This window comes from Bacillus hominis, from assembly GCF_030348325.1.
In the GTDB taxonomy this organism is placed as follows: Bacteria; Bacillota; Bacilli; order Bacillales; family Bacillaceae_G; genus Bacillus_A; species Bacillus_A hominis.
In genome coordinates this window covers 1-24,612 of record NZ_JAUCFS010000004.1, presented here as the reverse complement: position 1 = coordinate 24,612, position 24,612 = coordinate 1, and the positions used below count along the sequence as shown (strand labels likewise).

The following is a 24,612-nucleotide window of genomic DNA, read 5'->3' as shown; positions in this document are numbered from 1 at the left end:
GAATTCTAGATACACTAAATACATATGATAATGATACGGATTTTCGAATTTGTCCCTAAAAAAATACGTCATTCCAAAATAGGAATGACGTTCGACAAAAATCTTAAATTACCCGAAATAACACTATAATGGCATCAGCTGTTGGCATAGATCAATCTGGATTAGTTTCTTTACTGTGTAGAGAATAGTTAATAGGGGTATATTCATCATTTAGAGGGAAACATTACTGGTATACCTTGAAATTATTCTTTCTACGCAAGCAATTAATACATGTGCTTCTAACCAAGTTAAGTAGAAAGAATTTGCCATTATCTTCACTGTGTGGAAAATCATATTAAAGAAGGTGAAAGCTTATGCAGATTCGCTGTGGGACATTTAACTTATACCAATTTGTTGAACCTCCTTTCGCATGGTATGAGCCTCAGAATGTTTATTCAGATGCCGATTGGTTGATGAAGAAAGAATGGATTAAAGAACAAATATTGAAGATGAAATGCGATGTTATTGGTTTCCAAGAAGTATTTAGCACAACTATTTTGAAGAGCTTAGTTGAGGAGCTAGGATTTACTCATTTTGAAACAGTAGAAAATCCTGTTACAGATATAGATAATTCATTAGTATTTATAAAACCAGTGGTTGCTATAGCTTCAAAACATCCAATAATATCAATAAATCCAGTTAAAGTACCAGATTCCATTACTGACGAACTACCGGTTGAAAAAGGTTTTAAATTCAGCCGAATTCCAATAAAAGCTAAGGTACATATTGATGGATCAGGTGATGTCGTTTTTTATGTTTCTCATTTAAAATCAAAAAATCCAGCAGTTAAAGCTCTACATTTTACTTCTAGTGATACATGGGATAAAAAAATATTAGCAACCTTACGTGCAAGGTCAATAGGACATGTAGCATCATTACTACAACGGGGAGCAGAATCAGCAGTTTTGTATCATGAGATATCAGAAACTCTAAGCACTCATAAAGAGGTTCCAGTTATCATACTTGGTGATTTAAATGATGACGAATATTCTATTCCCATCGAAGCATTAACTAATAGAGAAAGGCTTTTAGAGGTAGATGGAAAAGCCTATTCAACGCTTCCTGAAGAAACACAAAAAATTGGATATGACTATAAACTTTATGATGCTTTTGACTTAGCTCCAAATCAAAGTGGACAAAAAAGATTGCCAACACATTATTATAAAAAAATAGGAAACGTATTAGACTATATTTTTGTATCTAATGCACTTAATGAAAAAAACGAACAGCATGTTGGTCGAGTAAGTACATATGAGGTACTTGACCGACATCTAAAATGTGATGATATTGAAAATAAAAAACAATCTGATCATGCCCAAGTGGTTGCAACCATACAGTTTAAGGGAAATTAATCTAAGAATAAAAAAAGGGTGTTTTTTATTTTGTGAGTGGAACCTATTTCAAATAACCTTGTTCAGTCATTTTAATAACAATGTAATTGAAGAGTAGTTAATAAAATCTAATATAAATATATATCTTATATATATATTAAAAATATAAAGATAAAACTTATATAGGACTGGCAAATGTACGTATATCCTTACTCTAACAAAGCCTCTTAACATTTCATAGCGTAAAAAATCATAAATAGTATAATCTTACAACGTGAAAATAGGCAATATTATGGTTTAAAATCTACAAATAATCATAAATGGAATTTAGTATTCCTACATAAAAAATGAAACAATTTGATACATTATTAAACATATTTATTCGATCGTAAAATTTCATATGAATTCAATGAATTTCCACAATCTTATTGTAGTTACCCACAAAAGATTCACATTATATGTTATTTAATCAACAGTATCCTAATTTCGCACATAACTCACATTAATATTGATGATTTTTGATAGATGAAGGCATATAAGCCATTTATATCAATGATAATGGCACTAAATTATTCACATTATGTGTTATTTATCTACTTATCCACGAAATTTAATTTTTTTCTTATGATTTCTTGTAGATATTTGAATGTATATAGACAGCTTATAATATGTTTTTATGGAAGTATGTGTGGAAATATAGATAGGTACTATACTATTTTTGTATATGATTGCATAAAAATAGACTCTATTTTGAATAGAATCGAGTAAAGTTACTTAATGTGAAGAATGAGTAAAATTCTTTTAAATAAACGTATCAACACGAATAGCCCTCTATCTTGAATTTTTTTCAAAAATAGAGAGCTGATTATGATTAGTTCGTTTTCATTGCTGTCAGTACTTGCTCAGCCGTTGTTACTGGGATACCAGCGCGTATTAACTGTTCAAAGGCACGCATAAATGTAATTAAATTAAAGTTATCTGGTACTTCAATAACGCGAAGCTTTTCTTTCGGTAATCTATCTATCTTCTCAATGAACAATTCCCGAACATCACTAGGAATAGAGCGTTCTTTATGTCCTCTTACCTTTAAGAGTTCACGTATTTCTATTTCTAAAGCCATATAAGCGTTTAGGTTTGTACCTTGTTCATAAGCGTACTTTCTAAACAACGTTTCTTCTTGAAACTTTAGATAGTTGCGGTGATAAGATTCCTCTGTAACAGGTACAGCAAATTTGTAATTTAGTAATTCATACGTTTTGCGGAACAACTTTTTGATGTTTCTTAGAGAGTACATAGAGAAATGTAATCCGAAATCAAATACAGCTTGTTCTTTTTGTTCGTTTGGAACATGTTGTGTAATCAGAGGATAAATACCCTCTTTAGCTGCGGTATCAAGAATTTGATATTGTGATGTTTGATTTAATAATTTTTTCAGTGTATATACTAATTTGCTTGGATACTCTTCATTACGATCTATCATGTCACGTAAGCTATGAATTACGCTTCGAATTTGTCGATGGCATGTATATTTAAGTACATGGATAAACTTGTTCATGTCTTGTGTAAATTCACCAATATTCATTTCTTGTAGTACGGATTCGATAAAACGAGCTTTACGAGCATAAGTAAGCTTTGGTGTGAATGGATCGCGATACTGTACGTCTCCTGTTTCTTTTGCACATAAGAAATCCGTATGTAAGGATAGATATAGAGTCGTATATCTTTTTTTATTCTTAACCCCTTTTTGTAATTTACAAATTTTGAATAGTGGAGTCCCTGTACATGGTAATGCAGTTGTTAATTCTGTCATAACTGCGCGAATTTGATGTGGATATTTTTTATGTAAAAAGCGGTACATCCCACCAAAATGAGTTTTATTCCCTTTTTCATCTTGTTTGTCTAAGGAACGTTTTAGTGTAGTTTCACTGTGCTGTTGCATAGCAATATCTAAGAATAGCTTCTTAGATGCAACTGATAGCTCAAAGAAATCTTTCGTAAATACCACTGGGCTAATATAAACATATGCATTGGCTTTTTCAGTTTCTTCATTCATAAAATGAGTTAATTTAATTGTATATCGGCCATCTAATTCATTTTCAATCGTAATAATGTTATGTATACTTAATTTCTTTAATGCAATATAGAATTGAGAATGCTGTATGTAAGCAAATTCTTCTTTGTATAGTTTGTAATCTTCCCACATCATATGTATTGTTACATTTGGAATGACCCCATTCGTGTAACATTTTTTATGTAGATATAAGAAGACTTCCAAATCTGCGTTTGTAATGCCATATAATTTATGCTTTTTTCCCATTGTTTCCGAAATAGCAGATAGTGTACGACGTGAAAAAGATGGTTTAGCCTGTGCTACGAAGCCATCCACATCGGCAATACGCTCCTCATACGTCATATGATCAACAATATCCTCAAGGTATGTATCTTTATAGCTGTAGTATTTCTCTTCGAAAGTTTCAACAAGCTTTTGCCAAGACTTCAGTGTTACTAATACTGCATTTGTAGATTGTCCATTTAGACTACGCTGATTACGAATAATAAATGATTTTCCCATCTTTTTCACCTCCTACCTATAAATTCAGAAATAAATGCCAAAACACTATAAAATATACCAATTTTGATTATACCAAATCGAAATTTGTTGAAATGCGTCCCTTTAAGAGAAAAAATAAAAAGATGAAACGCCCTTTAATCCCTTGTCTATCAAGGGGTTTCAGGATTCTTGGGAATTTTTTTATGGACATGATATGGCTATGAATTTTCATATTGGTAGAAAAGAAGGAAAATAGCGAAAAATCCTTGTAAACATGATTAAATCAACAGTTATATCGATTTTTTAAAAAATAAAAGGGACATGATATGGCTATAAATTTTCATGTTTATAATTGTGAATTAAACAGATGAAACCCTTTAAACAGTGATGTTAATGGGTTTTATCTGTAATTTTACAATTACAAAAGGAACATGAAGTGGCTAGGTGGGTTTTCATGTTTGGTTAAAAAAAGGGACATCATACAGCTATCGATTTTCATGGTGCATAAATACGTGAAAATAGGGTTATAAACGTGTAAAGCCTTAATATAAAAAGGTTTATGGGGTTTTCATCTAAAATAAAAGGGACATCATATAGCTATAAATTTTCATAACTAATAGTATAGCTGTAATAGAAACGCTTATATATCAAGCTTTAAGCACTTTTAGAAAAAAATTTCGAGTTAGTAAAAAAAGTTACATAATGTCATTTTTGTTTCATGTTTTGATGGAAAGGGGAATGATATGACTATAAATTTTCATTTTTGATGAATTTGGGGTATTCGAAGTAACATATATATTTTCATCTTTACATTTTTGGCTTTTACTTCTCTGTTAAATGTAAGAGGAACTTTAGGGAGAGAAATATGAATAATAGTACTGGAAATCTAATAGAAAAAGAGTTAATGAATGAAAGATAGGTTATTGTATAAGTACTTGTATAATTGCTATTTGGATTTTACAAATTGATTGAGTCTTGTATAATCAGTTACAGAGAGGGCTATAAGTATGCAAAATAGAGCCCTTACCATGTTAACAGTGAAATGAAAGAATGAAATATTCCGACTTTATTTCTAGTTTTATAAAAAGGAACATCATATAGCTAATTATTTTCAAATTAAGATCAATAATAACTAAATGTATATAAGGAGCCGAATTTATATGGAAGACGTTCTACAATTGTTTAGAGATGCACTATCAATAACAGAACCACTGTATAAACAAGATGAGCAATTGTGGCATAAATGGGTTTCCTATTATGTTGAGGTTGAAGCAGATAAAAGTAAAATTGTGACTTCAGAATACCTTTCTCCATCATTTTCAATGCTTGTACAGTGGCTAGAGCAACAACAAAGAAAAGGTGTTTCTTCTCTAGATATATTTAAAAATATAGATGCTTACAGATTAATTATTCATGAGAAAATAGGTGTCTTTATTGAACAAGAGTTTCGTAAAAATCAGACAGCTAGTACTATAGTGCATACAGCAACAAGTGAATCAGATGCGAACATATTGAATGAAAACTATTTAGAAGTAAATAACTCCGCGGTCTATTATAAGTTAAGAGATGGAATAGCTAAAAATCAATTTGAAGAAGATGAAAACACACGGTTAAAATCTTATCCTATTGAAACAAAGGATAGTAATGGAGTGGCACAGCTTTCCTCTCATAAAGATGAAGATCTAAAGTTAACGAATATTGAAGAGACAGCAAGATGGAATACTTTAGTAGACGGCGTAATGAGTAATATGGATGATTTAACTGCAGATTGTTTAGATACCATCACAATTCAATGGTTGAATGAAGCAAAATCGCCGGATGAATTTATTGATTTTTCATATGAACAAGTTTTAGAAATGTGCAGTATTTCAAAAGCTAAGGCAAATGGTGTCGAATATTATAGAGTGGAAGATAAAATTAAGGTAGCGAAGCGGATTGCGGCCCTAGCGAGTATTTTTATATATCTAAATGATGACAATGAAGTAGTCGTATTAAATGATCGCGCTGAAACAGGTAAGCATTATGAAGTAAAACGCGAGGTAATTAAAAGACTATTTGTATTAGATTCCGTAGTTCTATGGAGAGATAAAAACACAAACGAATACATGGGGATAGAATCGTGCCGAATCAAACCGGGAAGTTTCTTATCCGGATATCTATATGGGTCTAATAGTACTACCGCATTATTATCAAAAAAGGCACTTGAATATAATAGTTATAGACACAAATATCATAAAAGATTAATTCGATATTTGACATGGCAATGGAGAATACGTCAAATGTTTTCTAGCTTACAAAGACCCTATTCTATAGGTGGAGATAAAGGTTTGTTAGCAGTTATGGGTATAAACCAGAAACAAAAACCTAATCGTATCCGCGAACAATTAGAAAATGTTCTTATTGATTTAGAAAAAGAAGAAGTAATTTCTCATTGGGAATATCATAATGGTTTAGAAGAAGAAAAACTGACAAAAAAGAATTGGTTTAAAAACTATTATTCACAGTTAGGAATAGTAATATTGCCACCCAAAGAACTAATTAGTTCTTTGGAAAACTTAGCGAAAAAGAAAGCAATTGATACAATACATGAGGAAAGTCAGCCAATACAAATTGTAGAAAAACCATTAGATACGAATGAAAATGAACAAGTAATCAGAGAGAAAATAGAGTTTATGCATATGAAAAAGAATATAACTATGCGAGAACTTTCAATAGAGATAGGTATATCGCAGCCTACTCTTTCTAGATTCTATAATAAAAAAACAAAACGTCTCTCTAGTACGGCGAGAAGCAAATTAAATCAATGGTATAAACGACAGTTAATTATTGATAAGATGTAAGTTGAAATTTAAAGTCTAAAAAAAGAGTCCTATTTCTAGGACTCTTTTTTTTAGAGTATTTATATACTAATTGCCAAATAAACTTGCTGTATCAAGATCCTCATATTCATCATTTAAAGTTTTTGTTTCAGATTTAGAAACGTCTTCTTTTTTTACATCTTCATTATCGGATTGCTCTTCAGAAGTCTCAATTTCTTCATTAGGAGATTTTCTCTCATTATGGATGCTTGGGTCTTCATTTTTGATAATGAGATTTGAATCATTCAATAGGAACCGTTTAACCTCATTTAAAAAATCTTTATCTTGAAGTAAGATTTCTCTTTGCATTTGTTGTTGAATCTTATAATCACCAACATCTTGTAAGCCATGTTTATCAATAAAGTAACAGACAAGTTTATATAATGAATCTGCTATATTCCCTTGAGATTCAAACCATTTAAAGAATTCCTCGTTCTCAATTTTTTTGAGATTCCAAAAGAAAGATTCTCTTTTCTTGTCAGACATATTATCTCACCTTTTTTCGAGTAAGAATTTTCTTAATTACTTGCATTCCTCTAGCATTCATATCTACAGCATATTTTTCTGGAATCCATAATAAGTACATACCAACTTGCTCACAGTACTCTAATAATTGATCATATAATTCATCTTTAAAAGTAACACTTCCCCCACCATATACACATAAAATTTCAGCTTCACTAGCTGTATTACTTACATATTTTTCACTTGTATCTTCTAAGATAAGTTCAGCCTGTTCCACTTTTGTAATATTAAAGTACCCAGTAGCTTCTTCATGATATTTATGGTCTGAATCTTGAAGGATTTGTGAGAATTGTTGGCGTTTAATGTTTGTGCCACGTTCTTGGTTTAATAGCTTAACAGCTTCTTCTGTAGCATGCCCAACTCCACGTCTTTCTCCACTACAAGCATCAATTACTGGATTTACGCCAACTGTGTATATATACTCAGTTGTTCCATCTCCAATGTCACTATGTAAGATCTTTTTGTTCTTGAAAAATGCTTTTTTTACTGTCTCTACCTCAAGTTTGTCTTTATATAGTTTAATAAAATCACTAAACATATCTTCTTCGCCTTCAAGAATTGCATATAAAGGTGGAACACCTTCTTGAGTGATGTTTGCACTGTTAAATGTTAAGCTGACCGTTACTTGTTCTTCGCCTACATAAACAACTACAACATGATTTGAGTTAGTAAAACGTTGCTCCAGGTGCTTAGCATTTACAGGTGTCCATTGGCTTGCTGGAATAGCTGAAATAAGATCAACAGTCACATTAATTGATTGTGGTAGTAGTTCAGTTCTTTCCCACTCAAGCTGAACTGATTTGTTTGCAATTAGTCCTAGCATATTAATTAACGGCAAATCATCATTATATTTTTGACCTACTTTAATGTTCATGTTTTTTGGGTTCTTCCCAGTTAGCATTGCTCGATTACCAATAAAATACATACCGGATCTTCTAATTGATTTACTAGCAATATTTACAAACATATTGTCTACTAAATTAATTACATTTTTCTGAGTGTTTGTTTCTGTTACATTGGGCATTGAGTAAACGCTTTGATATACGTTTTTCATTTTTATGTATTCACCATTGATGTAACCTTTAAAAGAATCGTTCCCAATATCGCCTTCAATGTCTATATGAAGATTATTCCCTTTTAAATCTGTCATTATACATCACCTCTATAATTTTTATTTCTTATTTATATTTATTAACTATATTATAACTTAAAACCAGAGTGAAAACAAGGATTCGGAAGAAGTTAATATTAATAAAATATTCTATAAATATATTTTAGATATAATAAAAATATACTTATGGGATTAATATTGTTGTATGAGTTGGCGTGTTAGGGATTTCATTAAAATAAATATATTATAAATATTTATTTTATATTTATTTGAATTCATTTTAGTGTATTGGCTAGATTGACTGTTTTTTAAAGTTAACAGTATGTTTGGTATATCATTTGTATAAGTCCTGGAGAAGGTTTCTATATTCGATGATAGGATTCCTTTAAGATATTTTTAGAAATTAAAGTAGATACGACTTGTACAAGGTTTATACTTAAATAAAACTATTGATATTCAAATCTAATTTTAAAAATAAATATAACTAATTAGAGAAACTAAAATACAGATTATTGTTGAGCTGTGTAAAGGATATTTTAGAGGATGTATTCGAATCCCCTAACAGCACAAACGTTATCGAAGTGTTATTTTAGTGTTTAACATTAAGTGAACGCTATCCGTTATTGCAGCGTTGCCTTCTTTAATATCAAGGTTTTTTTGGGGGACAAGGAAATGGTTATTGAGAGAGAGGTGATTGGTATTCTGAGGGATTTATAGAAATCGGGAGTAGGTGTAGAAGCTAAAATAGAAAGCAGTTGTTCATTCTATATGTTTAATAATAAGTATGACTAAAATTACACCATAAGAACGATCAGTAATTAATGAAATGTTAAGTGATAATAAGCTACTCGGTTAGTTAAGAAAAGGATAGGGAAATTATCAAAAGGGGGTTTACATTCATGGCTTTAGAACACGAATTTGGCATAATTAATGACATCAATAATGAAAAGACCTACCAGAGTTACACTCCAGATGTACATAACTGTATCTCAGTAGAGGATGATATTATCGAAAATTTGCTTGAACCTTTATCGGCAATGAAAACGTATTTTCATTCATTAAATCGTCCCGAATATGGTTTAGCGTATTGTGGGATTACGATTATTCCACCTGAATCATTATCTCAATTTTTAGATGTGGTTATATCTTATAAAGACATGGAAGAATCTGTTGATCTTAGCGAATTAGTCAAAAAAATTATTCAAGCAAAAGAAGAGAATAAATATATGATTCACATTGGAATTTAAAAAAGGACCTATTATTGATGATTCGCTTTCTGAAATTAAACAACTTTATTATTCCTAAACATCATAGAATTGAAGAGAAATTGTGTTTTCTTAACATCTTTAATAACTATATATCAAAGTAACTGATATATGGTTATTGTCTTTCTAAGAACAAAATTAAACAATTTTATTATCTCTGCACATGAAAACATTATATTGATATTACGAACCCCCTCTCAGCCTAACTTTACTGGAAGTAAAAGTCCTATTAATAAGAAATTTATATTCTGATTAAAATAAAGATAAAAGTTATATAAGAGTGTTTATAGGATGTTGAATTAACGTTTAATAAGTTATGAAGGCTATATAAGTTCAGAAAGTGATAATGAAAGCATCGATTAGAGTGAGTATTTTGTATATGACCCAACTCAATTACTTAAGTTGGAATTCATCTTTAAAAATTAATGTTAGACTTAAAAGTTTAATTTCTATTATTCTTAAGAGAATTTGATGTTTTAGAGGGTGTATCCGAATTCCCTAACAGCACAAACATTATTGAAGTGTTATTTTAGTGTATAAAATTACGTGAACGCTATCCGTTTTTTAAGCGACTATCCTTTTAATATCAACGTTTATGAGTTTTTTAAAAGGGTTTTTATTGAGAGATGCGACTGACACTAAGGTAGTTTCATTTAAATGATACAAACGAGCTATTCAATCTATATTTGTAATAAATAAGCAAAATTTAAGGAACGTCACAAGAATTAATCTATAAATTAATATAGCTATAACGGCATATCAATGAAGTCTGGATAATATAGACCTGTGCTATATCTACATATAAATTAGTTACTAATATTAAAGCTGTATCATTATGTCTAAATCGTATCGTTATATATAATGTTAAAATATTCATTGAAACAAAATTAAAAATTATAGAATGAGCGCTTATAAAGCGTTAACTTAACGCTTTATAAAACGAGAACGCTATGCGTTCATAAGCCGTTAAATCCATTAACATAAGGTGTTAAGATATCTTTTACTGAGGACACGACTTGGTAAATATATTAAAGAAGACTTGCAAAAACATGGAGTTTCCTATGAAGATTTATTAAATTGTTGGGGAATTATAGAACCTAGTCAATCTTCTCCAAAAATCAATAAAAAAACATTATACTAATTTCTACAAAGTATGATCAATATGTTGATATTAGCGATAATGAGCATCTTTGGAATTCATGGGAAAGGTCAAAGAGATATGTATGTAACTGTGGTCACACTGGAAGTGTCTTAAAACGCAATAAAATTGCGACTGGTACTCTAAAATTCATACAAGATCGAATTAAAATTTGAGTTGAGGAACGACTATATAGAATTTAAATAACTCTTCAAAGTGTATAAATGATGAGTTAATGCACTTTGAAATTCAGCGTGAACGCCTAGCGTTCATATGGCGTTCTATCCTTTAGTATCAAGGGATAAAGATATATTTGATTTGTTTAAATTTAGAAAAGTATTTGGTATAAGGATGAAGAAAGACAGGGATTCTTAAGGTTTTTTCAATTAACACTATGATATTCTAAATCAAATTAATTTCTCTTCATTGTATTTAGGAGTATGTATGGAACCAAGTAAAAATGTATAGCTATATGAACGTTTGATGAGTGTTAGTTAGATGTATTTTATTAAAAACAGATATAAAAGGAACTCTTTTGAAAAATGCGCACTTAGCATTGTGAAGATGAGTTAAAAAAATAAAAAAATCGGTAATTACCGATTTTTTTATTTTTTTACTAATTCGGATAAGTATTTGATAGAAAATGCATATCCGAATTAGTTTCGATTGAACAAACGTTGAATGAACGTTTTCTTAGTGTTATCTTGTTGCTCTTGGCGATCCTCATTTAATAATTGAATTGTTTTATCCAGTTTTTCTTGTAGTAACTGAATTTGTAAATCTTTTTCTTCCTTTTCTGAGCGTTCCTGTAATAATAAATCAATAATATCTTGGTTTTGTTGTACAATTTTTTCTTGTTGGTTAAACATATAGGAAAACTTATCTTGAATTATTGAAATATCCGTTTGTGAACGTTTCTGAAGTGTTACTTCAGTATCAGGCTCTTCTTGAACGCTATCCGTTTTGGGGGCGTTTTCTTCGATGTTATCCATGCTTCGTGTAGCGGCCTCTTCTAATTTCCAGTTTTGATTTAGGTATTCCTTCATTTGTTTTAAAATATCTATATCATTTTCATAATAAATTCGTTGGTTACGTTCATTTCTTTCAAATATATACTCCATTTTTTCTAGTTCAATTGACCATCTACGAAGTGTATTAGTGTTAATATCTAGTTGCTTTGCTACTTCTTGTGCAAAATATCCATATTCCAAATTTCACACCTCCATTATTTGTGTGTTAGATATTCTTTCTTTATTAGGAGGATCATTCCTCTAATAATAGAAATCTTTATAGGGCTACAAGGTAAGATTTTTTATTACTTTCAAAAGGTATCCTGTGTAGATACTTGTGTATTAGATTTGTCTATGTATCTAGTATTGAGGTAATTAAATTATAAACGCTATCCGTTTTCATAACGTTCACCTTTGAAAACAAGTGAATATTTATTAGATAATACAATAATTAAAGAATTACTTGAAATTTTATTATTAGAAGTTTGTTTCCAATATAAGAATTTTACTAGATATATGAGCAAGAATCAAAGCTTTCATTAATAGAATTAGGATCTAGTTAATATTCTTTTAATTTAAAATACATGAAAAGTTATTAAGGAGATCTTTTTGAACGCTATCCGTTTAAGTAGCGTTTTATTAGTAAATAATACTCAATTTAAAATAGGGATACTTCTAGTAATATTTTTGGCTCTTAAAACGGCTTAATTTCCGTCGAAAATGGCTTATAGGGTGTCGTAAGCTTTTACAAAATCTACAAAGTATTAGAGGTATTTAATCTTAAACGGAAATAATGTTACAAAGCTCTATAGGAGTTTACTTTTTTAGTATGGACCATCTTTTCAGAATGCATTCAATTGCTAATGATATTAGAAGTGGGGAAAAAGGGGGGCATATCAATGGGCTTAATTTGAAACAAATAGAATTTTAGCAGATTTTAGGGAAACCAATAACAGGCATCTACATAATTATTTATATATTTTGCAAGTTTAATCGGATTCCCTAAAATTAGACAAAACAGAAAGAATTTCAGAATGCTATATTAAATAAATCTTGTTTTAAAAAGTAAAACCAATAAAAACATTAGAATAAATTATGGTGCCTTTAAACTTACTCTGACAAGCTATTCGGGATTTTCTCTTAGTAAATTTCAAAATTAATTCGATAGTAAATGACGAATTATCCAGAAATAAATTAACGTTAATCTCATATGTAAATTGCCTGGAACTTCATAAAAAGATCCTATAAAATGATTTGTATTTTGAAGTTTCTTATGTCGAAAAATAACAAGTTTATGACCTTTTATAAGAGGATATGACAAATAGCCTTGCTATATTTAATATTTTTAAGCAAGGCTACATACTAGTATGATTTTTAAAATTTAATTATTTTCTTCTAAGAAATTATAGAAAACAAATTCTCTTTTTTTATTTGTACCATGTAGAGAGTTCTTTTCTATTGCGTTATGATTTCTTCGTTCCCAATTTTGTTTAGATCTTTGTCCAAACATTTTTATAAAATGTGCGGGATTGCTATTTTGAGCTTCATTGTATTGGAACCATTGCACACATTCTTCAAAATCCCATCTAGCATAGCGGTCGATAAAAGGTGGCATCCTTAAAGCAATTGTGTATGCATCCTTTTCACTAAGGTGATTTAGTTCTTGACTTAAAATATAGTAATAAGCCTTTCTCTGATCCTCACTTAGATAGTCGTCTAAATCTTGTAATCTGTTATTCTTTTCTTTTAATTCACAATACGTATTTGATTTTGCTTGTTTGTTTGCGCTGAAAATATCTATAGAATTAGACGAGACTTGTATATCATTCTTTATATCTTCGTGATTGGCTACAACAGTCTTCTTAAAGAGCTTTTTACTTAGAAATTCAGTGAAAGTAGAGCATACATCAATTGCTACAGCCCATTTTATCTTGAAGTATTCAATGATTTTTAAATAGTTGTTATGAATGGTTAAAATGTAAATTGAAGGGGCAATCTTACCATGTCTTCGTACTTTAATTTGTTGGCATACTCCCAAATCTTGCAGCCATGTTAACACGTAGTTAATGACAGGTTTTGAAATACCTGATTTTTTGCTGATATGATCTTGCCTTACTTGGGAATATCCTTCTTGTACTAGGTACGATAAAACTGTTTCTAAAGCTTCATATTTTCTTTTGGTAAGGTAATCTTTTGTGGTAACACCTTCGCATTCTAGGACAATACTATCAATATAAGTAGTAACTTGCTTAATTGATTGATTTATAGCCCCAGGAGTTTTGGATAAATGATTGATGTGGGGACTTAGTTCCGCTTTTGCTCGACTAAGTAAAAAGTTTTGCAATATCATAGAAAAATCCTCCTATTTTTCCCACCACACAATTACAGAAAAATGTTGGAAAAGTAGAGGATTTTCTTCACAAGTAATTCACTTTATGATAAAATAAGTACATAAAAGTGAATATATTTTAATGTGCTAAAAATCCTACTTCCTGGGAATTTTCAACTGGTTTCTAGTTTGCCGACCGGAACCAATTAAAAATTTGTGAGGTAGGTTTTTTTTTGCGTTCATCTATATTTGTTCGTTGTTATTTACATTTGTCATTTTTATTTATGCTTTTTATTCTATCGTTCTTTTTTAATAATATCAATCCTTTGGAGTGTAAAAATTCTACTAAAGTGTATTTATGTAAGTGTTTTAAGGATAAAATGTAACTTTGAAAATCTTAATTGTATAACAATTATTGAGAAATATGCAGAATCACCTAGACTTTGTAGTAACATATACAATTTATTACCATTTGTTTGTTATAATCCACATATATGTGTCTGAATTTTCTAACAAGATGTGTAAAGAGGTGTGGATATATGAGTAATTGGATTGAGAAGATGCAAGATCAAATGAATAAGACAAATAGATCATATGATAGTTTTGCAAGAGAACTTGATATACCTAAATCTACATTAACAGATTTATTTCGATATCATAAAGAAATTTCCATGCTTAGTGTATTTAAAATGGCAAACACGCTCTTTAATGAAGATAGAGCTATAAATGAAAAATGTTGTATAGAAGTTTTTTCGAAATATGAAAGAAATGTAAAAATTAACATGAAAAGACTGTTTATTATAGCGTATTTAAATGGATATGATTTAATTTTAGAATATTTAATCAATATGACGAGTAAGCATAAGGAGAGTTATGTTAAAAAATATTCACCTTTAATAAGTTTGTTTTATGATAGGCCAAGGGGAGGAAATCCTAAAGAGCATATTTTAATGGTAGAAGAAATTCGGAAGAGCATTCCAGAAAAAGAAACTTTAGATATGGAGATTATTTCGGATATTCTCTATTTGTTGTCTGTTGGGGATATTGGAGACTTTGGAATGTTTGATACCTATAGGAACCGTATTTATCAGAACATTTCTGTACATACAAATCAAGATTTAAAGTTGCTATATAAATATTGGATAGATGACATATGGAGTTATTCATTATTAAGAAGGCTAAAAATAGAAGAATTTAATGAGTGTAATAATCAATTACGGTCACATAAGTATTTGAAATATTTTCCGTTTATGGAGGCTACGATTGATCTACGTAAGGGAGAAAGTTTAATATTTACAGATTATAAACAATCATATAAACATACTTTAAGAGCAATGAAAGTATTTGAAAATCAGAGTGCTTTAAAATATAAAATCGCTGTAAACAATATAAATTTTTTAAAACTTGTAAATAAAAGAGAAATTGAAACTATTGATTTAAACACGCTCCATCCAGCAGAATTAGCACTATATTTCATACTAAATAATGATAACGATAGAGCAATTGATATTTTGTTAGGAATTCTAGATAAAAATAAAAAACTTAGTCCTATTCAGTATTGTTACTTAGGACAAGCAAAGATGGATTTAAAATTGATTGCTGATTCCAAACAAATGTTTATTGAAAATGGCGATTACTTCTTTTCCCAATACGCAACACGAGTATATAATGAATATAAAGAAATGTTAGAATATGGAGGCGTGAAATGAAAAAAATAGCCATATTATGTATAACAACATTTATTTTGTTTTCTGGAATGAGTTTATTAGACAATAAAGAGAAAGATATGTCACTGTCAAAGGAAACTCAATATCTTCGTTCTGATCCCGGTGGCATGGGCTAAATCTTAAAAATATAAAAGTAACAAAAGACATCGTTTAACGATGTCTTTTGTTACTTTATAAAGAGTTTTTTAAATGGTTAAACTGGATTTTAACGAACAAAGAAAAATATAAAGGTGGTAATCTAATGGATAAATGGGAAAATTTAATTATAAAAATACTTTTAACTGTAGATGGAGACTTAGATGCTTTTAGTGATCTGATTGATATATATGAAGATGAAAAATTTTAATATATTTTAACTATTTATTTTGAGATTCCATCTCAATTTCTATCTCTAAAAGGTGTGCAATTCTTAAAATTTCTTTTTCTATTCTTGGTTTATGTTCGTCTGGAATATTTCTATATTTATCAATTAATATTTGAGCCATACGCTCTATAGGATCAGTACCAAAATCACTTTTTTCAAAAACTTCAGTATCGCTCATTGGATGAAGAAATAGTTGTGACTCACTTACATTGAAATATTTAGCGATTATTGGGATACGATCAATTTTAGGTGTTTTTTCTCCACTTTCCCAACTAGAGACTGTACTATATGGGGTGTTTATTGCATCAGCAAATTCTTTTCGACTAAGACCCTTTATTGCCCGTAGTTTTTTTATGTTTTTCCCAAATATATTATTCTCCACTTGCATTAACCTCCTTCATCTATCTGTATAATTTTTATCACTGTAGTATAGATTTGTGTAATTTTTATCACTTAAGTATAAAAATTACCACTTTAGTGTTGACATTCTACTTTAAGGAGAATAGAATGTATGTAAGGGGGTGAAAAATTGTCTGCATTACGTAATGTTAGAGAAACAAGAGGACTCACAATTCAAGAAGTTTCGCAGGCTTCTAAAATTCCAGTTAAAACGCTATATAACATTGAAACTGGAAAGAAAGGAATAATTGAGAAACGAGCCAGGATTCTTGCTGATCTATTTAATGAACCGATAGATAAGATCTTTTTAGCTACGTATTATCGAGCAAAATTAGAATGAAATATTTTTTATAATACACAATTATACTCTTATATTGTAAATGAACAACGAGGAAAAGCTATAATTTTATTGTATTTTTTTAAGTTTTTAAATCAGAAAATTCTGATTTAAATAGATCTTTGAAAACTGCATATCATTTGAGGGAGCTGTTAGTATGTTGAAACGATCGTATCAAACGTTACTCATTGTCATGAGTATGCTTCTAATTGTCTTGAATTTTGTATTTCCACTTACGAAAGCGAGTGCTGAAGTTATTAATCGTGAGAAATATGAAATGAATTGGAGTTTTAGTCCCATGTATGGGAAAGACCTACGGACAGAATTATTGAAGAATGCAAATGGGCAAATTGCGTATTGTTTAACTTATGGGAAATTAAGTCCAAACGGTAATGACCTTCCAGAGATGGGGCGCACAGACGATGTTGTGTACCGAGTTCTTCTAAATGGATATCCACAAAAAAGTCCAGAAGAATTAGGAGTTTCTAACTGGAAAGAGGCGCATTACGTGACACAGCTTAGTGTTTGGGCAGCGTTAGGTCAAATTGACATTAACGAAGTTCAGCATCGCAATGGGAATGTTGCAAAAGCCGTAAAAACGATTATTGATGGTGCAAATGCAAGCCAGGAAACACAAGACGTGTACATGAATGTAACACCAACAGACAATCAAGAAGCAAAGTTAAACGGTGAGTACTTTGAAACGACAGTGTATCAAATTGAAAGTAACGCTAAGAACGGTGTATTTACAGTTCAACTAGCTAATGCACCGAATGGAACGAAAGTTATTTCAACAAAAGGTGAAGCAAAACAACAATTCAATTTAGGAGAACAATTCCGTATTTTGATACCGAAATCCTCTCAAACAGGTAACTTTTCCTTAAAAGTAACATCTAATCTTTCTAATTTACAGGCAGTAGCGTATCAAGGAACTGATAAAGTCCAAGATGCAACAGTCCTTTTAGAAAAAAATGAGGAAAAAGTGAGTGCCGATCTACAAGTAAACTGGAAATCCCTTGGTGGATTGAAAGTTGTAAAAGTGGGAGAACAAAAAGAATTGCTACAAGGTGCAGTATTTGAAGTCATGAACAGTGCAAATGAAAAAGTAGGCACAATGACTACAAATGAGCAAGGTTCAGCAAGCCTTTCTGGTTTAGAATTCGGAACTTATACTCTTAAAGAGGTAAAATCACCTACTGGTTATGTATTGAATGGGCAGCCACAACAGATTGAAGTGAAAACAGGCGAGGTTGCTACGATTACAGTACAAAACGTAAAAGTAAAAGGAAACATTGAGATTAAGAAATTAAGTGATAGCGGAAAAACTCTTCCAAAAGTTGAGTTCACAGTGTATACAGCAGAGGGAAAAGAAATCACAAAAACAACTACAAACGAGCAAGGGATCGCACAAGTGAAGGATATTCCGTATGGAAAGTATTATTTTGTTGAGACAAAAGGGGTAGAAGGATACCTTCTTAATCAAACCAAATATCCATTTGAGATTAAAGAACAAGGAAAAACGTTAACATTTACAGTCGAAAATAAAGAAGTAAAAGGAAACGTGCAACTTCTAAAAGTAGATGGAGAGAATCCAGATAAAAAATTAGAAGGTGCGGTGTTCATTCTTCAAGATAAAGAAGGGAAGAAAATTAGTGAACACAAAAGTGATAAAAACGGTTTGATTGAAGTAAAAGACTTATCATTTGGAGCATACTCATTTATTGAGAAGCAAGCACCAACTGGTTATGTTTTAACGAAAGAATCTATTCCTTTTAGTATCTCGGAACAAGGAAAGACAATCATGCTAACAGCGAAAAATAAGCACATCACAGGAGAGTTGGAGATTAGCAAGGTAGATATTGCGGATGGCAACAATAAGCTTCCGAATGCTGAATTTACTATCTTTAACGAAAAAGGCGAAGAAGTTGTAAAAGGAAAGACGGATCAAAATGGCCTTGCGAAGTTCAAACTTCCATATGGAAAGTACACATATAAAGAAACATTCGCACCAGAGGGTTATTTACTAAATGAAGAAATATTCTCTTTTGAAATTAAAGAGGATGGTCAAATCATTAAGCATACGGTGAAGGATCAGAAGAAACCGACACCACATCAACCGGAACAGCCAAAAAATCCAGAGACACCACAAAAACCAGAGCAACCAGAAATACCACAACCACAGATACCGGAACAACCAAAAGTAACGGAAAAACCTGTCATACCACAATTAGAGAAACCACAACAGATTATTATGAAACCACAACTAGAACAAACACCAAAGAAAATCGAAACTTATCTTCCGACAACAGGCGGTAAAGCCGAAAATCCATACATAAAATGGGTCGGTCTTGTATGTGTCGCACTTGGCTTAATTGGAGCCGTATTTGCAGTAAGAAACCGCAAGAAAGCTCAATCGTGAAAGGATTAATTACAAAGGGAGCAAGATATAAGAAGCCGAGAGGGAGATGAAATGGGATGTCAGAAGTCTACATCGGTAAAATGAAAAATTTAGGGAAACTTGGGGAAGACGTTATGCAGCGCAAAAGTGCTTGGCTTGCAGAAGAACTGATGCAAGCAGTTTCAATCGCTCAAACTGTCATTAAACCATTAAAGCAACATGATTATTGGATGGAATCCGCTACAAAATTATTGGCAGGCAGTATTTTGTATCTGGATCAACGACATAAAAACCTATATTACCTAGATGTGAAACAAGTAATTGAGTTCACGGAAAAAATATATGAGAATGAAGCAAACTTGGTAGAAGTAGTGGATTCGCTTGAAATTGAGCATCCAGCATATCATATATTTCAAGAGTTAGGTCTTTATTCAAAAGAAACAAGGGATGCGATAATGATCAATTTGTTATCCATTCTTGAAAAATATCAACGAGAGAAGCAAGGGGAACAAAAAGAGTATTTTTGGTTTCAGTAATCGCCAGTAGATAGAAGTGAAATAGGAAGGAGTGCAACGCATGTTAGCCGTAGCTAAGAATTATACAAAGGTGATTAAAGCGTTGAGAGAGGTGAATGAAGGGGAAAAGGTTGCAGGTGTGATAAAAGCTCGTTTTGGGGCTTATAAATCGGTCATAGAAGGTGTGAAAAAGACAACGGATGATTTTATTTTCATTTTTGATCCGAAAGGTATCTTTTATGAAGATACACATAAAGAGAAACGAGAACAAGGATATCACATACTCAAGCATGATCTATTTGTTGGTTATGAAACACTTCAAATTGATAGGTATCAAAAAGTAGTTGTTTATATTCGTGTAGAAACAGAACAAAGCACTTATGAAGAAAGAGGGGAAGCGTTATCGAACTTTCTTCAACATCTAACAGAGTGCAAGAATATAAGACCAATTCACCTGGTATTTCATCAATATGATTTGTACCCAATCCCTCATATGGAGCAGTTTTTAAGAGAAAGCGCAACATACCACATTCATCATTCAATCGTAGTTGAATCTCAATCCGCATTACAGCACATCTATGGAAAAGAGACAGCGCAACGCATTATCACTTCATACAACACAACAATCCTAGCATGATATAAAGCACTCGTTCACTATTTCATCCTATCTAGATGGCTAGAAAACTAGACAAGGGAGAGGCGCTTTTCTCCCTTCTTTATCAAAAATAGGAGGCGTTCATATGGGAAAAGAACAAAGGCTCACATTCTATGATATTGCCGCATCACAAGCTCATAGTGTCAAAACTTTTGATGGAAAAACATACGAACTGAAAGGTGCCATCGCAATTGAAAATAGCACAGGAAGCATCGAAAAGGTAGCTCAAATTTATTATCAAGTGCGTTCGGTTAGAGATGAACATCAAAATTTAATTGCTAAACGGAAAAATAAAAAAGCGGAATTAGTAGCTGTAAAACAAAAGTGTAAATAAAAAAAGCGATTTTGAAGTGTGCTGAGAACATAGCACAGAGTAATTTGCTCTTTGACAATTTAGATATATATTGCGTATTTCCTTCTTCCTTAAAGCAATGATGTAGAAGGATGATATACGGCTTTCAATATATATGCGTGCCTCCCTTCAAAAGGTCACTAGAGGGGGTAGGTATACGATTATCGTTGGATGAGTAAGATCGTAAAACTCATCTGTGACCACTGGGAAATACATTGTATCAAAGATCTGTTTGTGTCAGTAATCGTGAGGAATATCCCATGTTGACATTCTGAAGAAGCGACGAACATCACAAACAGTAGATACATAAGGTCCTACGTTCACGCCAAAAACGTAGTGCGGTATTGGGCATATAGAAGCTAGGTCGGGGTTAGTCTCTATACGCATGCCAATACAGGGTTCGTCATTCCAGCCATAAATGATATTTCCATTTTCTATCCCATTTTCCTATAAATGCTATAAAATAAAGACAGATGTTGAAGTTTAAACGTGTCTCATCACACTTCAAAATCGCTTATAAAAATATGGCATAGGGAGGAACAAATATGAGTCGTAAAGGGTGGATCATTTCCGCTGTTGTTGGACTATTAATTGCAATTGGTATTGGTTCAACATTTGTCTTTAGCTCTGGAAAAGGGGAAGTAATGGAACTTAGTCCGTTAGAAATGAAGAAGTTCATGAGTGAGGATGGCACAGGTTTTGTTATGTTGAACTCTAATATGAGACATAGTGATGATTGGATTTTTCTTGTGAAGAAAATAGCTGAAAAGGAAAAGATTCAAGTAAGAGGATTGAATGAAAATCGTGAGGACATTCCAGGTTCAAGTAATCCTCACGATTGGGGATTATCACAACGAAGAGATTCTCTGGCTTATTATGAAAAAGGAAAACTGAAAAAAGATATTGATTTCTCTAAGTTCAAAGAGTCCGAACTTGAAAAAGAAGTTACCTATTTTGTTCAAAAGTGCAAAGAGCAATACCAGAAGTAATCACATAATCATTGAAAGGTGGTGATACAGTGGCGATTACACAGAAGGAATTAAAAAAAGAAAAAGAAATGGTAGCAAACCTATTAAAAGCCAATGGTCAGGATTATAACCATTGGCTTCATTTACATCATCAGAAATGTATGGAAGAAAATCAAGATTTAGTAATGAAAGCTTTACAAGCTTATAAGGCAACACCAACAGAAGTAAAGGAAGACAGCAAGCCGAGCGAGTCAAGTCAGCTTAGCAACGTATAAGAATCCAAAAATGAAAAGGGAGTGAATGTATATGTTGGAAACAATAGCTCAAATGTTAGTGTTAGGTGATGCGATGGATGGTCTAATTAATACGGGTAATTCATTTATTACTTGGATGCAAAGAGGAGCAATGGTGAGCACAGCTATTGTATTTTGCTGGGGCGCTTATCTATTAATTTGGGGTGGTGAACGGGGAAGACACAAATGTATTTGGTGGTTTATTGGTGGGGCAGCCGGACTCGTTATCGTAATGGGATGCCAATACTTAGCAGAGAGCGTAAATAGTAATGTTAAATTTGGTCAAATTTTATTTCCATTTCTTTGGATGAAATAGTGAATAAATATGAATAGGGCAATGAGGAAGCTATGCAAAGGGTATGGCTTTTTTTGTTGCCTTTTTTCATGGGATTTAAAGTAAATGTGAGAAAGGAGAAGCCATGTTTGTCATTTTTAAAAGTAGTAATGGAACAGAAATTGAGTCTGGTAAGCAATATTCGTTTCATGAAGCTTATACCTTAACCAAACGATTAGAACGTGTTTATAGAGAAGAAGGGCGGCAAGAACATATTGATTTTGACTTGATAGATGGTCATTCTAATGAAATCTATAACGGTACTTTATCACTGGGTTCAAGATATGCAAATCATATTTTTGATCACATTTCTAAAAAAATGAATGTGATGCAATTAGATCCAGAACAAGAGGAACAAAAGAAGGAGCTGTTAGAAACGTTAGAGAGGGAAATCAATGATTCTCCTTTTCATGAAGAATATGAATATCAAGAAGAATTACCAGAAAGAAAGGAGGAACCCTCCTATAGTCCATCGGATGAAGTGAAAACACAAGTAAAGCCTGGAAAGGAAAATAGAAAAGGATTCAAGATGATTGCGAGTGTCATAGGAAGTGTGGTGTTAATTGGAGCCGGTGCCATATTTGCCTTTAAGCTATTCTCTTCCAATCCAGTTTCAAGTGCAAATGCTGGTTCTGAACAATATGTAGTAAAAGGATTACAACAGGCAGCCATTCAACAGTATGGAGAAGCCGTTAAATACTTTGATAAGGTCAATTACACAGAATTAGATAAAGATAGTCAGAAAGCAGTTTTATTTACTTATTTATTAAATGGAAAGGCAAATAAGGCATTACAGTATGAACCGAAATTTGCAGAAAGTGTGGTTGCTTATTTTATCGGGATAGACAACATGAATAAAATCAATGAAATTGATGTCAAAAATGATGTGATCGATTTTGAAAAGGCAGCGCTTAATAAAAAATATGAAGAGGTAATCAAGCTTAAAGGAAAAGTCAATATAGATGGTAGACGTGAAAAGCTCATTGTTGAAGCTTTTGTAAATCTAAAAAAATATGAAGATTGTTATTCTTTTGCCAAAACACAAGCAAATAAAAACTTGATGAAAGAGGTCAAAGAATTAGAAAAACGAGATGTTCAACAATCTACGATAAGTGAAGAGGAGAAGAAGGCTAAGATTGAAAAAATTGATAAAGATCTAAAGGACATCTAAGGGGGAAGAAATAACATGCCATTAAATTATGAGAATTTGTATAAAAAGATGGGAATTGTTTTTCTTGGTGGCTCATTGATATTGAGTACTACAGGATGCAGTTGGTTTGGAAGTAAAGAATCATCAAAAAGTAAATCAGCTATTACAAAAAAGGTAGATAAGAGTAAGCCAGAGGAAAAGAAAGAAAATCTGAACAAACAAGATTTTGAAGCAATTACAGAGAACGCAATTCAAAGTAAAGATAATGAAGTTGCTTATGTACTAGATGAGATTGATAAATCAAAAATTAATTTCAAAGAAAAATCCATTGTAGGTAATCTTCAAAATAGAGATGAAACCACTTCTCGTGTTCTTGCACTCTTTGATAAGGAAACAACAGATAAAACACTTCAAGATACGACAAAAGATAATGTGATTGCAGCTATTACAGATAATAAACCACAAGTAACCCTGAACGGAGATCATTTTGCTTTTGGCGATCAAAATATTGATTCTTCAGTAGCAAGTATAGGGGATATTCTTCCACCAGAGAAAAATCCAGAAGTAATTGTGAATCCACCAGTTACACTGGAAGATGAAAATGGCGGTACGGAAAATCCAGGAACAGATAAACCAAAACCGCCGGTAGATCCGCCAGTAGATCCACCAACGGATCCAGAAAAGCCGAAACCACCGGTAGATCCGCCAGTAGATCCACCAACGGATCCAGAAAAGCCGAAACCGCCAGTAGATCCACCAGTAGATCCACCAACGGATCCAGATAAACCAAAACCGCCGGTAGATCCGCCAGTAGATCCACCAACGGATCCAGATAAACCAAAACCGCCAGTAGATCCGCCAGTAGATCCACCAACGGATCCAGATAAACCAAAACCGCCAGTAGATCCGCCAGTAGATCCACCAACGGATCCAGATAAACCAAAACCGCCGGTAGATCCGCCA

At 31.9% G+C, this 24,612-nt stretch carries 21 protein-coding genes; 15 read left to right on the top strand and 6 right to left on the bottom strand.

All coding sequences use genetic code 11. The features are described 5' to 3' along the window. The first annotated feature begins 353 nt into the window (after window positions 1–353). Window positions 354–1,391 (top strand): endonuclease/exonuclease/phosphatase family protein, encoded by a 1,038-nt coding sequence (locus QUF93_RS01725; protein ID WP_289361249.1) that lies wholly within the window; start codon window positions 354–356, stop codon window positions 1,389–1,391. A gap of 850 nt (window positions 1,392–2,241) precedes the next feature. Here the strand turns inward: QUF93_RS01725 and QUF93_RS01720 are convergent. Then, window positions 2,242–3,942, bottom strand: a complete 1,701-nt coding sequence (locus QUF93_RS01720) for a hypothetical protein (RefSeq protein ID WP_289361248.1) — start codon at window positions 3,940–3,942, stop codon at window positions 2,242–2,244. A gap of 1,139 nt (window positions 3,943–5,081) precedes the next feature. On the opposite strand from QUF93_RS01720, the gene QUF93_RS01715 reads away from it, so the two are divergent. Next, a complete protein-coding gene (locus QUF93_RS01715; RefSeq protein WP_289361247.1) occupies window positions 5,082–6,761 on the top strand; it encodes a helix-turn-helix domain-containing protein in 1,680 nt (559 codons plus the stop codon). 66 nt (window positions 6,762–6,827) lie between these two features. Here the strand turns inward: QUF93_RS01715 and QUF93_RS01710 are convergent, their stop codons facing one another. Both QUF93_RS01710 and QUF93_RS01705 read right to left on the bottom strand, forming a co-directional pair. Beyond that, complete coding sequence (locus QUF93_RS01710; protein WP_001280890.1) at window positions 6,828–7,265, bottom strand: hypothetical protein; 438 nt, start codon at window positions 7,263–7,265, stop codon at window positions 6,828–6,830. Between the two features lies 1 nt (window position 7,266). Further along, window positions 7,267–8,454, bottom strand: a complete 1,188-nt coding sequence (locus QUF93_RS01705) for a ParM/StbA family protein (RefSeq protein WP_199676016.1) — start codon at window positions 8,452–8,454, stop codon at window positions 7,267–7,269. Window positions 8,455–9,314: 860 nt separating this feature from the next. On the opposite strand from QUF93_RS01705, the gene QUF93_RS01700 reads away from it, so the two are divergent. Then, window positions 9,315–9,662, top strand: coding sequence for a short-chain dehydrogenase (locus tag QUF93_RS01700; RefSeq protein ID WP_289361246.1), 348 nt, complete (start codon window positions 9,315–9,317; stop codon window positions 9,660–9,662). A 1,812-nt stretch (window positions 9,663–11,474) separates the two neighbouring features. Here QUF93_RS01700 and QUF93_RS01695 read toward each other — a convergent pair. After that, complete coding sequence (locus QUF93_RS01695) at window positions 11,475–12,029, bottom strand: MerR family transcriptional regulator (RefSeq protein ID WP_289361245.1); 555 nt, start codon at window positions 12,027–12,029, stop codon at window positions 11,475–11,477. Between the two features lie 1,180 nt (window positions 12,030–13,209). Further along, window positions 13,210–14,178 (bottom strand): Replicase RepFR55, encoded by a 969-nt coding sequence (locus tag QUF93_RS01690; RefSeq protein WP_289361244.1) that lies wholly within the window; start codon window positions 14,176–14,178, stop codon window positions 13,210–13,212. Window positions 14,179–14,696: 518 nt separating this feature from the next. On the opposite strand from QUF93_RS01690, the gene QUF93_RS01685 reads away from it, so the two are divergent. Both QUF93_RS01685 and QUF93_RS01680 read left to right on the top strand, forming a co-directional pair. Continuing rightward, window positions 14,697–15,866: an AimR family lysis-lysogeny pheromone receptor gene (locus QUF93_RS01685; RefSeq protein ID WP_240381086.1), complete on the top strand. Its 1,170-nt coding sequence runs from the start codon at window positions 14,697–14,699 to the stop codon at window positions 15,864–15,866. Then, complete coding sequence (locus tag QUF93_RS01680) at window positions 15,863–16,000, top strand: hypothetical protein (protein ID WP_240381085.1); 138 nt, start codon at window positions 15,863–15,865, stop codon at window positions 15,998–16,000. Before QUF93_RS01685 ends, QUF93_RS01680 begins: the two co-directional genes overlap by 4 nt. A 240-nt stretch (window positions 16,001–16,240) precedes the next feature. Here the strand turns inward: QUF93_RS01680 and QUF93_RS01675 are convergent, their stop codons facing one another. After that, on the bottom strand, window positions 16,241–16,630 hold the full coding sequence (locus QUF93_RS01675) for a helix-turn-helix domain-containing protein (RefSeq protein WP_289361243.1): 390 nt from the start codon (window positions 16,628–16,630) through the stop codon (window positions 16,241–16,243). Window positions 16,631–16,777: 147 nt separating this feature from the next. Between QUF93_RS01675 and QUF93_RS01670 the strand changes: the two genes are divergently transcribed. The 10 genes from QUF93_RS01670 to QUF93_RS01625 all read left to right on the top strand — a co-directional run. Beyond that, the gene (locus tag QUF93_RS01670) at window positions 16,778–16,987 is read left to right on the top strand and encodes a helix-turn-helix transcriptional regulator (RefSeq protein ID WP_078174534.1); all 210 of its coding nucleotides are present in this window, start codon (window positions 16,778–16,780) and stop codon (window positions 16,985–16,987) included. 154 nt (window positions 16,988–17,141) lie between these two features. Next, complete coding sequence (locus QUF93_RS01665; RefSeq protein WP_289361242.1) at window positions 17,142–19,403, top strand: SpaA isopeptide-forming pilin-related protein; 2,262 nt, start codon at window positions 17,142–17,144, stop codon at window positions 19,401–19,403. Window positions 19,404–19,459: 56 nt separating this feature from the next. Beyond that, complete coding sequence (locus QUF93_RS01660) at window positions 19,460–19,918, top strand: type IV secretory system conjugative DNA transfer family protein (protein WP_289361241.1); 459 nt, start codon at window positions 19,460–19,462, stop codon at window positions 19,916–19,918. A 40-nt stretch (window positions 19,919–19,958) separates the two neighbouring features. Beyond that, the gene (locus tag QUF93_RS01655; protein WP_289361240.1) at window positions 19,959–20,534 is read left to right on the top strand and encodes a TraM recognition domain-containing protein; all 576 of its coding nucleotides are present in this window, start codon (window positions 19,959–19,961) and stop codon (window positions 20,532–20,534) included. A 103-nt stretch (window positions 20,535–20,637) separates the two neighbouring features. After that, complete coding sequence (locus tag QUF93_RS01650; RefSeq protein WP_016128127.1) at window positions 20,638–20,886, top strand: hypothetical protein; 249 nt, start codon at window positions 20,638–20,640, stop codon at window positions 20,884–20,886. A gap of 563 nt (window positions 20,887–21,449) precedes the next feature. Continuing rightward, complete coding sequence (locus QUF93_RS01645; protein WP_289361239.1) at window positions 21,450–21,893, top strand: hypothetical protein; 444 nt, start codon at window positions 21,450–21,452, stop codon at window positions 21,891–21,893. A 29-nt stretch (window positions 21,894–21,922) separates the two neighbouring features. Beyond that, window positions 21,923–22,147, top strand: coding sequence for a hypothetical protein (locus QUF93_RS01640; RefSeq protein WP_289361238.1), 225 nt, complete (start codon window positions 21,923–21,925; stop codon window positions 22,145–22,147). Window positions 22,148–22,172: 25 nt separating this feature from the next. Beyond that, window positions 22,173–22,481, top strand: a complete 309-nt coding sequence (locus QUF93_RS01635) for a hypothetical protein (RefSeq protein ID WP_033669985.1) — start codon at window positions 22,173–22,175, stop codon at window positions 22,479–22,481. A gap of 103 nt (window positions 22,482–22,584) precedes the next feature. Further along, the gene (locus QUF93_RS01630) at window positions 22,585–23,670 is read left to right on the top strand and encodes a hypothetical protein (RefSeq protein WP_289361237.1); all 1,086 of its coding nucleotides are present in this window, start codon (window positions 22,585–22,587) and stop codon (window positions 23,668–23,670) included. A gap of 15 nt (window positions 23,671–23,685) precedes the next feature. Beyond that, window positions 23,686–24,612: hypothetical protein (locus QUF93_RS01625; protein ID WP_289375188.1), on the top strand; the 927-nt coding region annotated here is incomplete at its 3' end.

Excerpts from the sequence above, each read along its gene's own strand:
- QUF93_RS01725 (WP_289361249.1), top strand. The coding sequence starts at position 354 with ATGCAGATTCGCTGTGGGACATTTAACTTATACCAATTTGTTGAACCT.
- QUF93_RS01720 (WP_289361248.1), bottom strand. The coding sequence starts at position 3,942 with ATGGGAAAATCATTTATTATTCGTAATCAGCGTAGTCTAAATGGACAA.
- QUF93_RS01715 (WP_289361247.1), top strand. The coding sequence starts at position 5,082 with ATGGAAGACGTTCTACAATTGTTTAGAGATGCACTATCAATAACAGAA.
- QUF93_RS01710 (WP_001280890.1), bottom strand. The coding sequence starts at position 7,265 with ATGTCTGACAAGAAAAGAGAATCTTTCTTTTGGAATCTCAAAAAAATT.
- QUF93_RS01705 (WP_199676016.1), bottom strand. The coding sequence starts at position 8,454 with ATGACAGATTTAAAAGGGAATAATCTTCATATAGACATTGAAGGCGAT.
- QUF93_RS01700 (WP_289361246.1), top strand. The coding sequence starts at position 9,315 with ATGGCTTTAGAACACGAATTTGGCATAATTAATGACATCAATAATGAA.
- QUF93_RS01690 (WP_289361244.1), bottom strand. The coding sequence starts at position 14,178 with ATGATATTGCAAAACTTTTTACTTAGTCGAGCAAAAGCGGAACTAAGT.
- QUF93_RS01685 (WP_240381086.1), top strand. The coding sequence starts at position 14,697 with ATGAGTAATTGGATTGAGAAGATGCAAGATCAAATGAATAAGACAAAT.
- QUF93_RS01680 (WP_240381085.1), top strand. The coding sequence starts at position 15,863 with ATGAAAAAAATAGCCATATTATGTATAACAACATTTATTTTGTTTTCT.
- QUF93_RS01665 (WP_289361242.1), top strand. The coding sequence starts at position 17,142 with ATGTTGAAACGATCGTATCAAACGTTACTCATTGTCATGAGTATGCTT.
- QUF93_RS01660 (WP_289361241.1), top strand. The coding sequence starts at position 19,460 with ATGTCAGAAGTCTACATCGGTAAAATGAAAAATTTAGGGAAACTTGGG.
- QUF93_RS01655 (WP_289361240.1), top strand. The coding sequence starts at position 19,959 with ATGTTAGCCGTAGCTAAGAATTATACAAAGGTGATTAAAGCGTTGAGA.
- QUF93_RS01650 (WP_016128127.1), top strand. The coding sequence starts at position 20,638 with ATGGGAAAAGAACAAAGGCTCACATTCTATGATATTGCCGCATCACAA.
- QUF93_RS01645 (WP_289361239.1), top strand. The coding sequence starts at position 21,450 with ATGAGTCGTAAAGGGTGGATCATTTCCGCTGTTGTTGGACTATTAATT.
- QUF93_RS01635 (WP_033669985.1), top strand. The coding sequence starts at position 22,173 with ATGTATATGTTGGAAACAATAGCTCAAATGTTAGTGTTAGGTGATGCG.
- QUF93_RS01630 (WP_289361237.1), top strand. The coding sequence starts at position 22,585 with ATGTTTGTCATTTTTAAAAGTAGTAATGGAACAGAAATTGAGTCTGGT.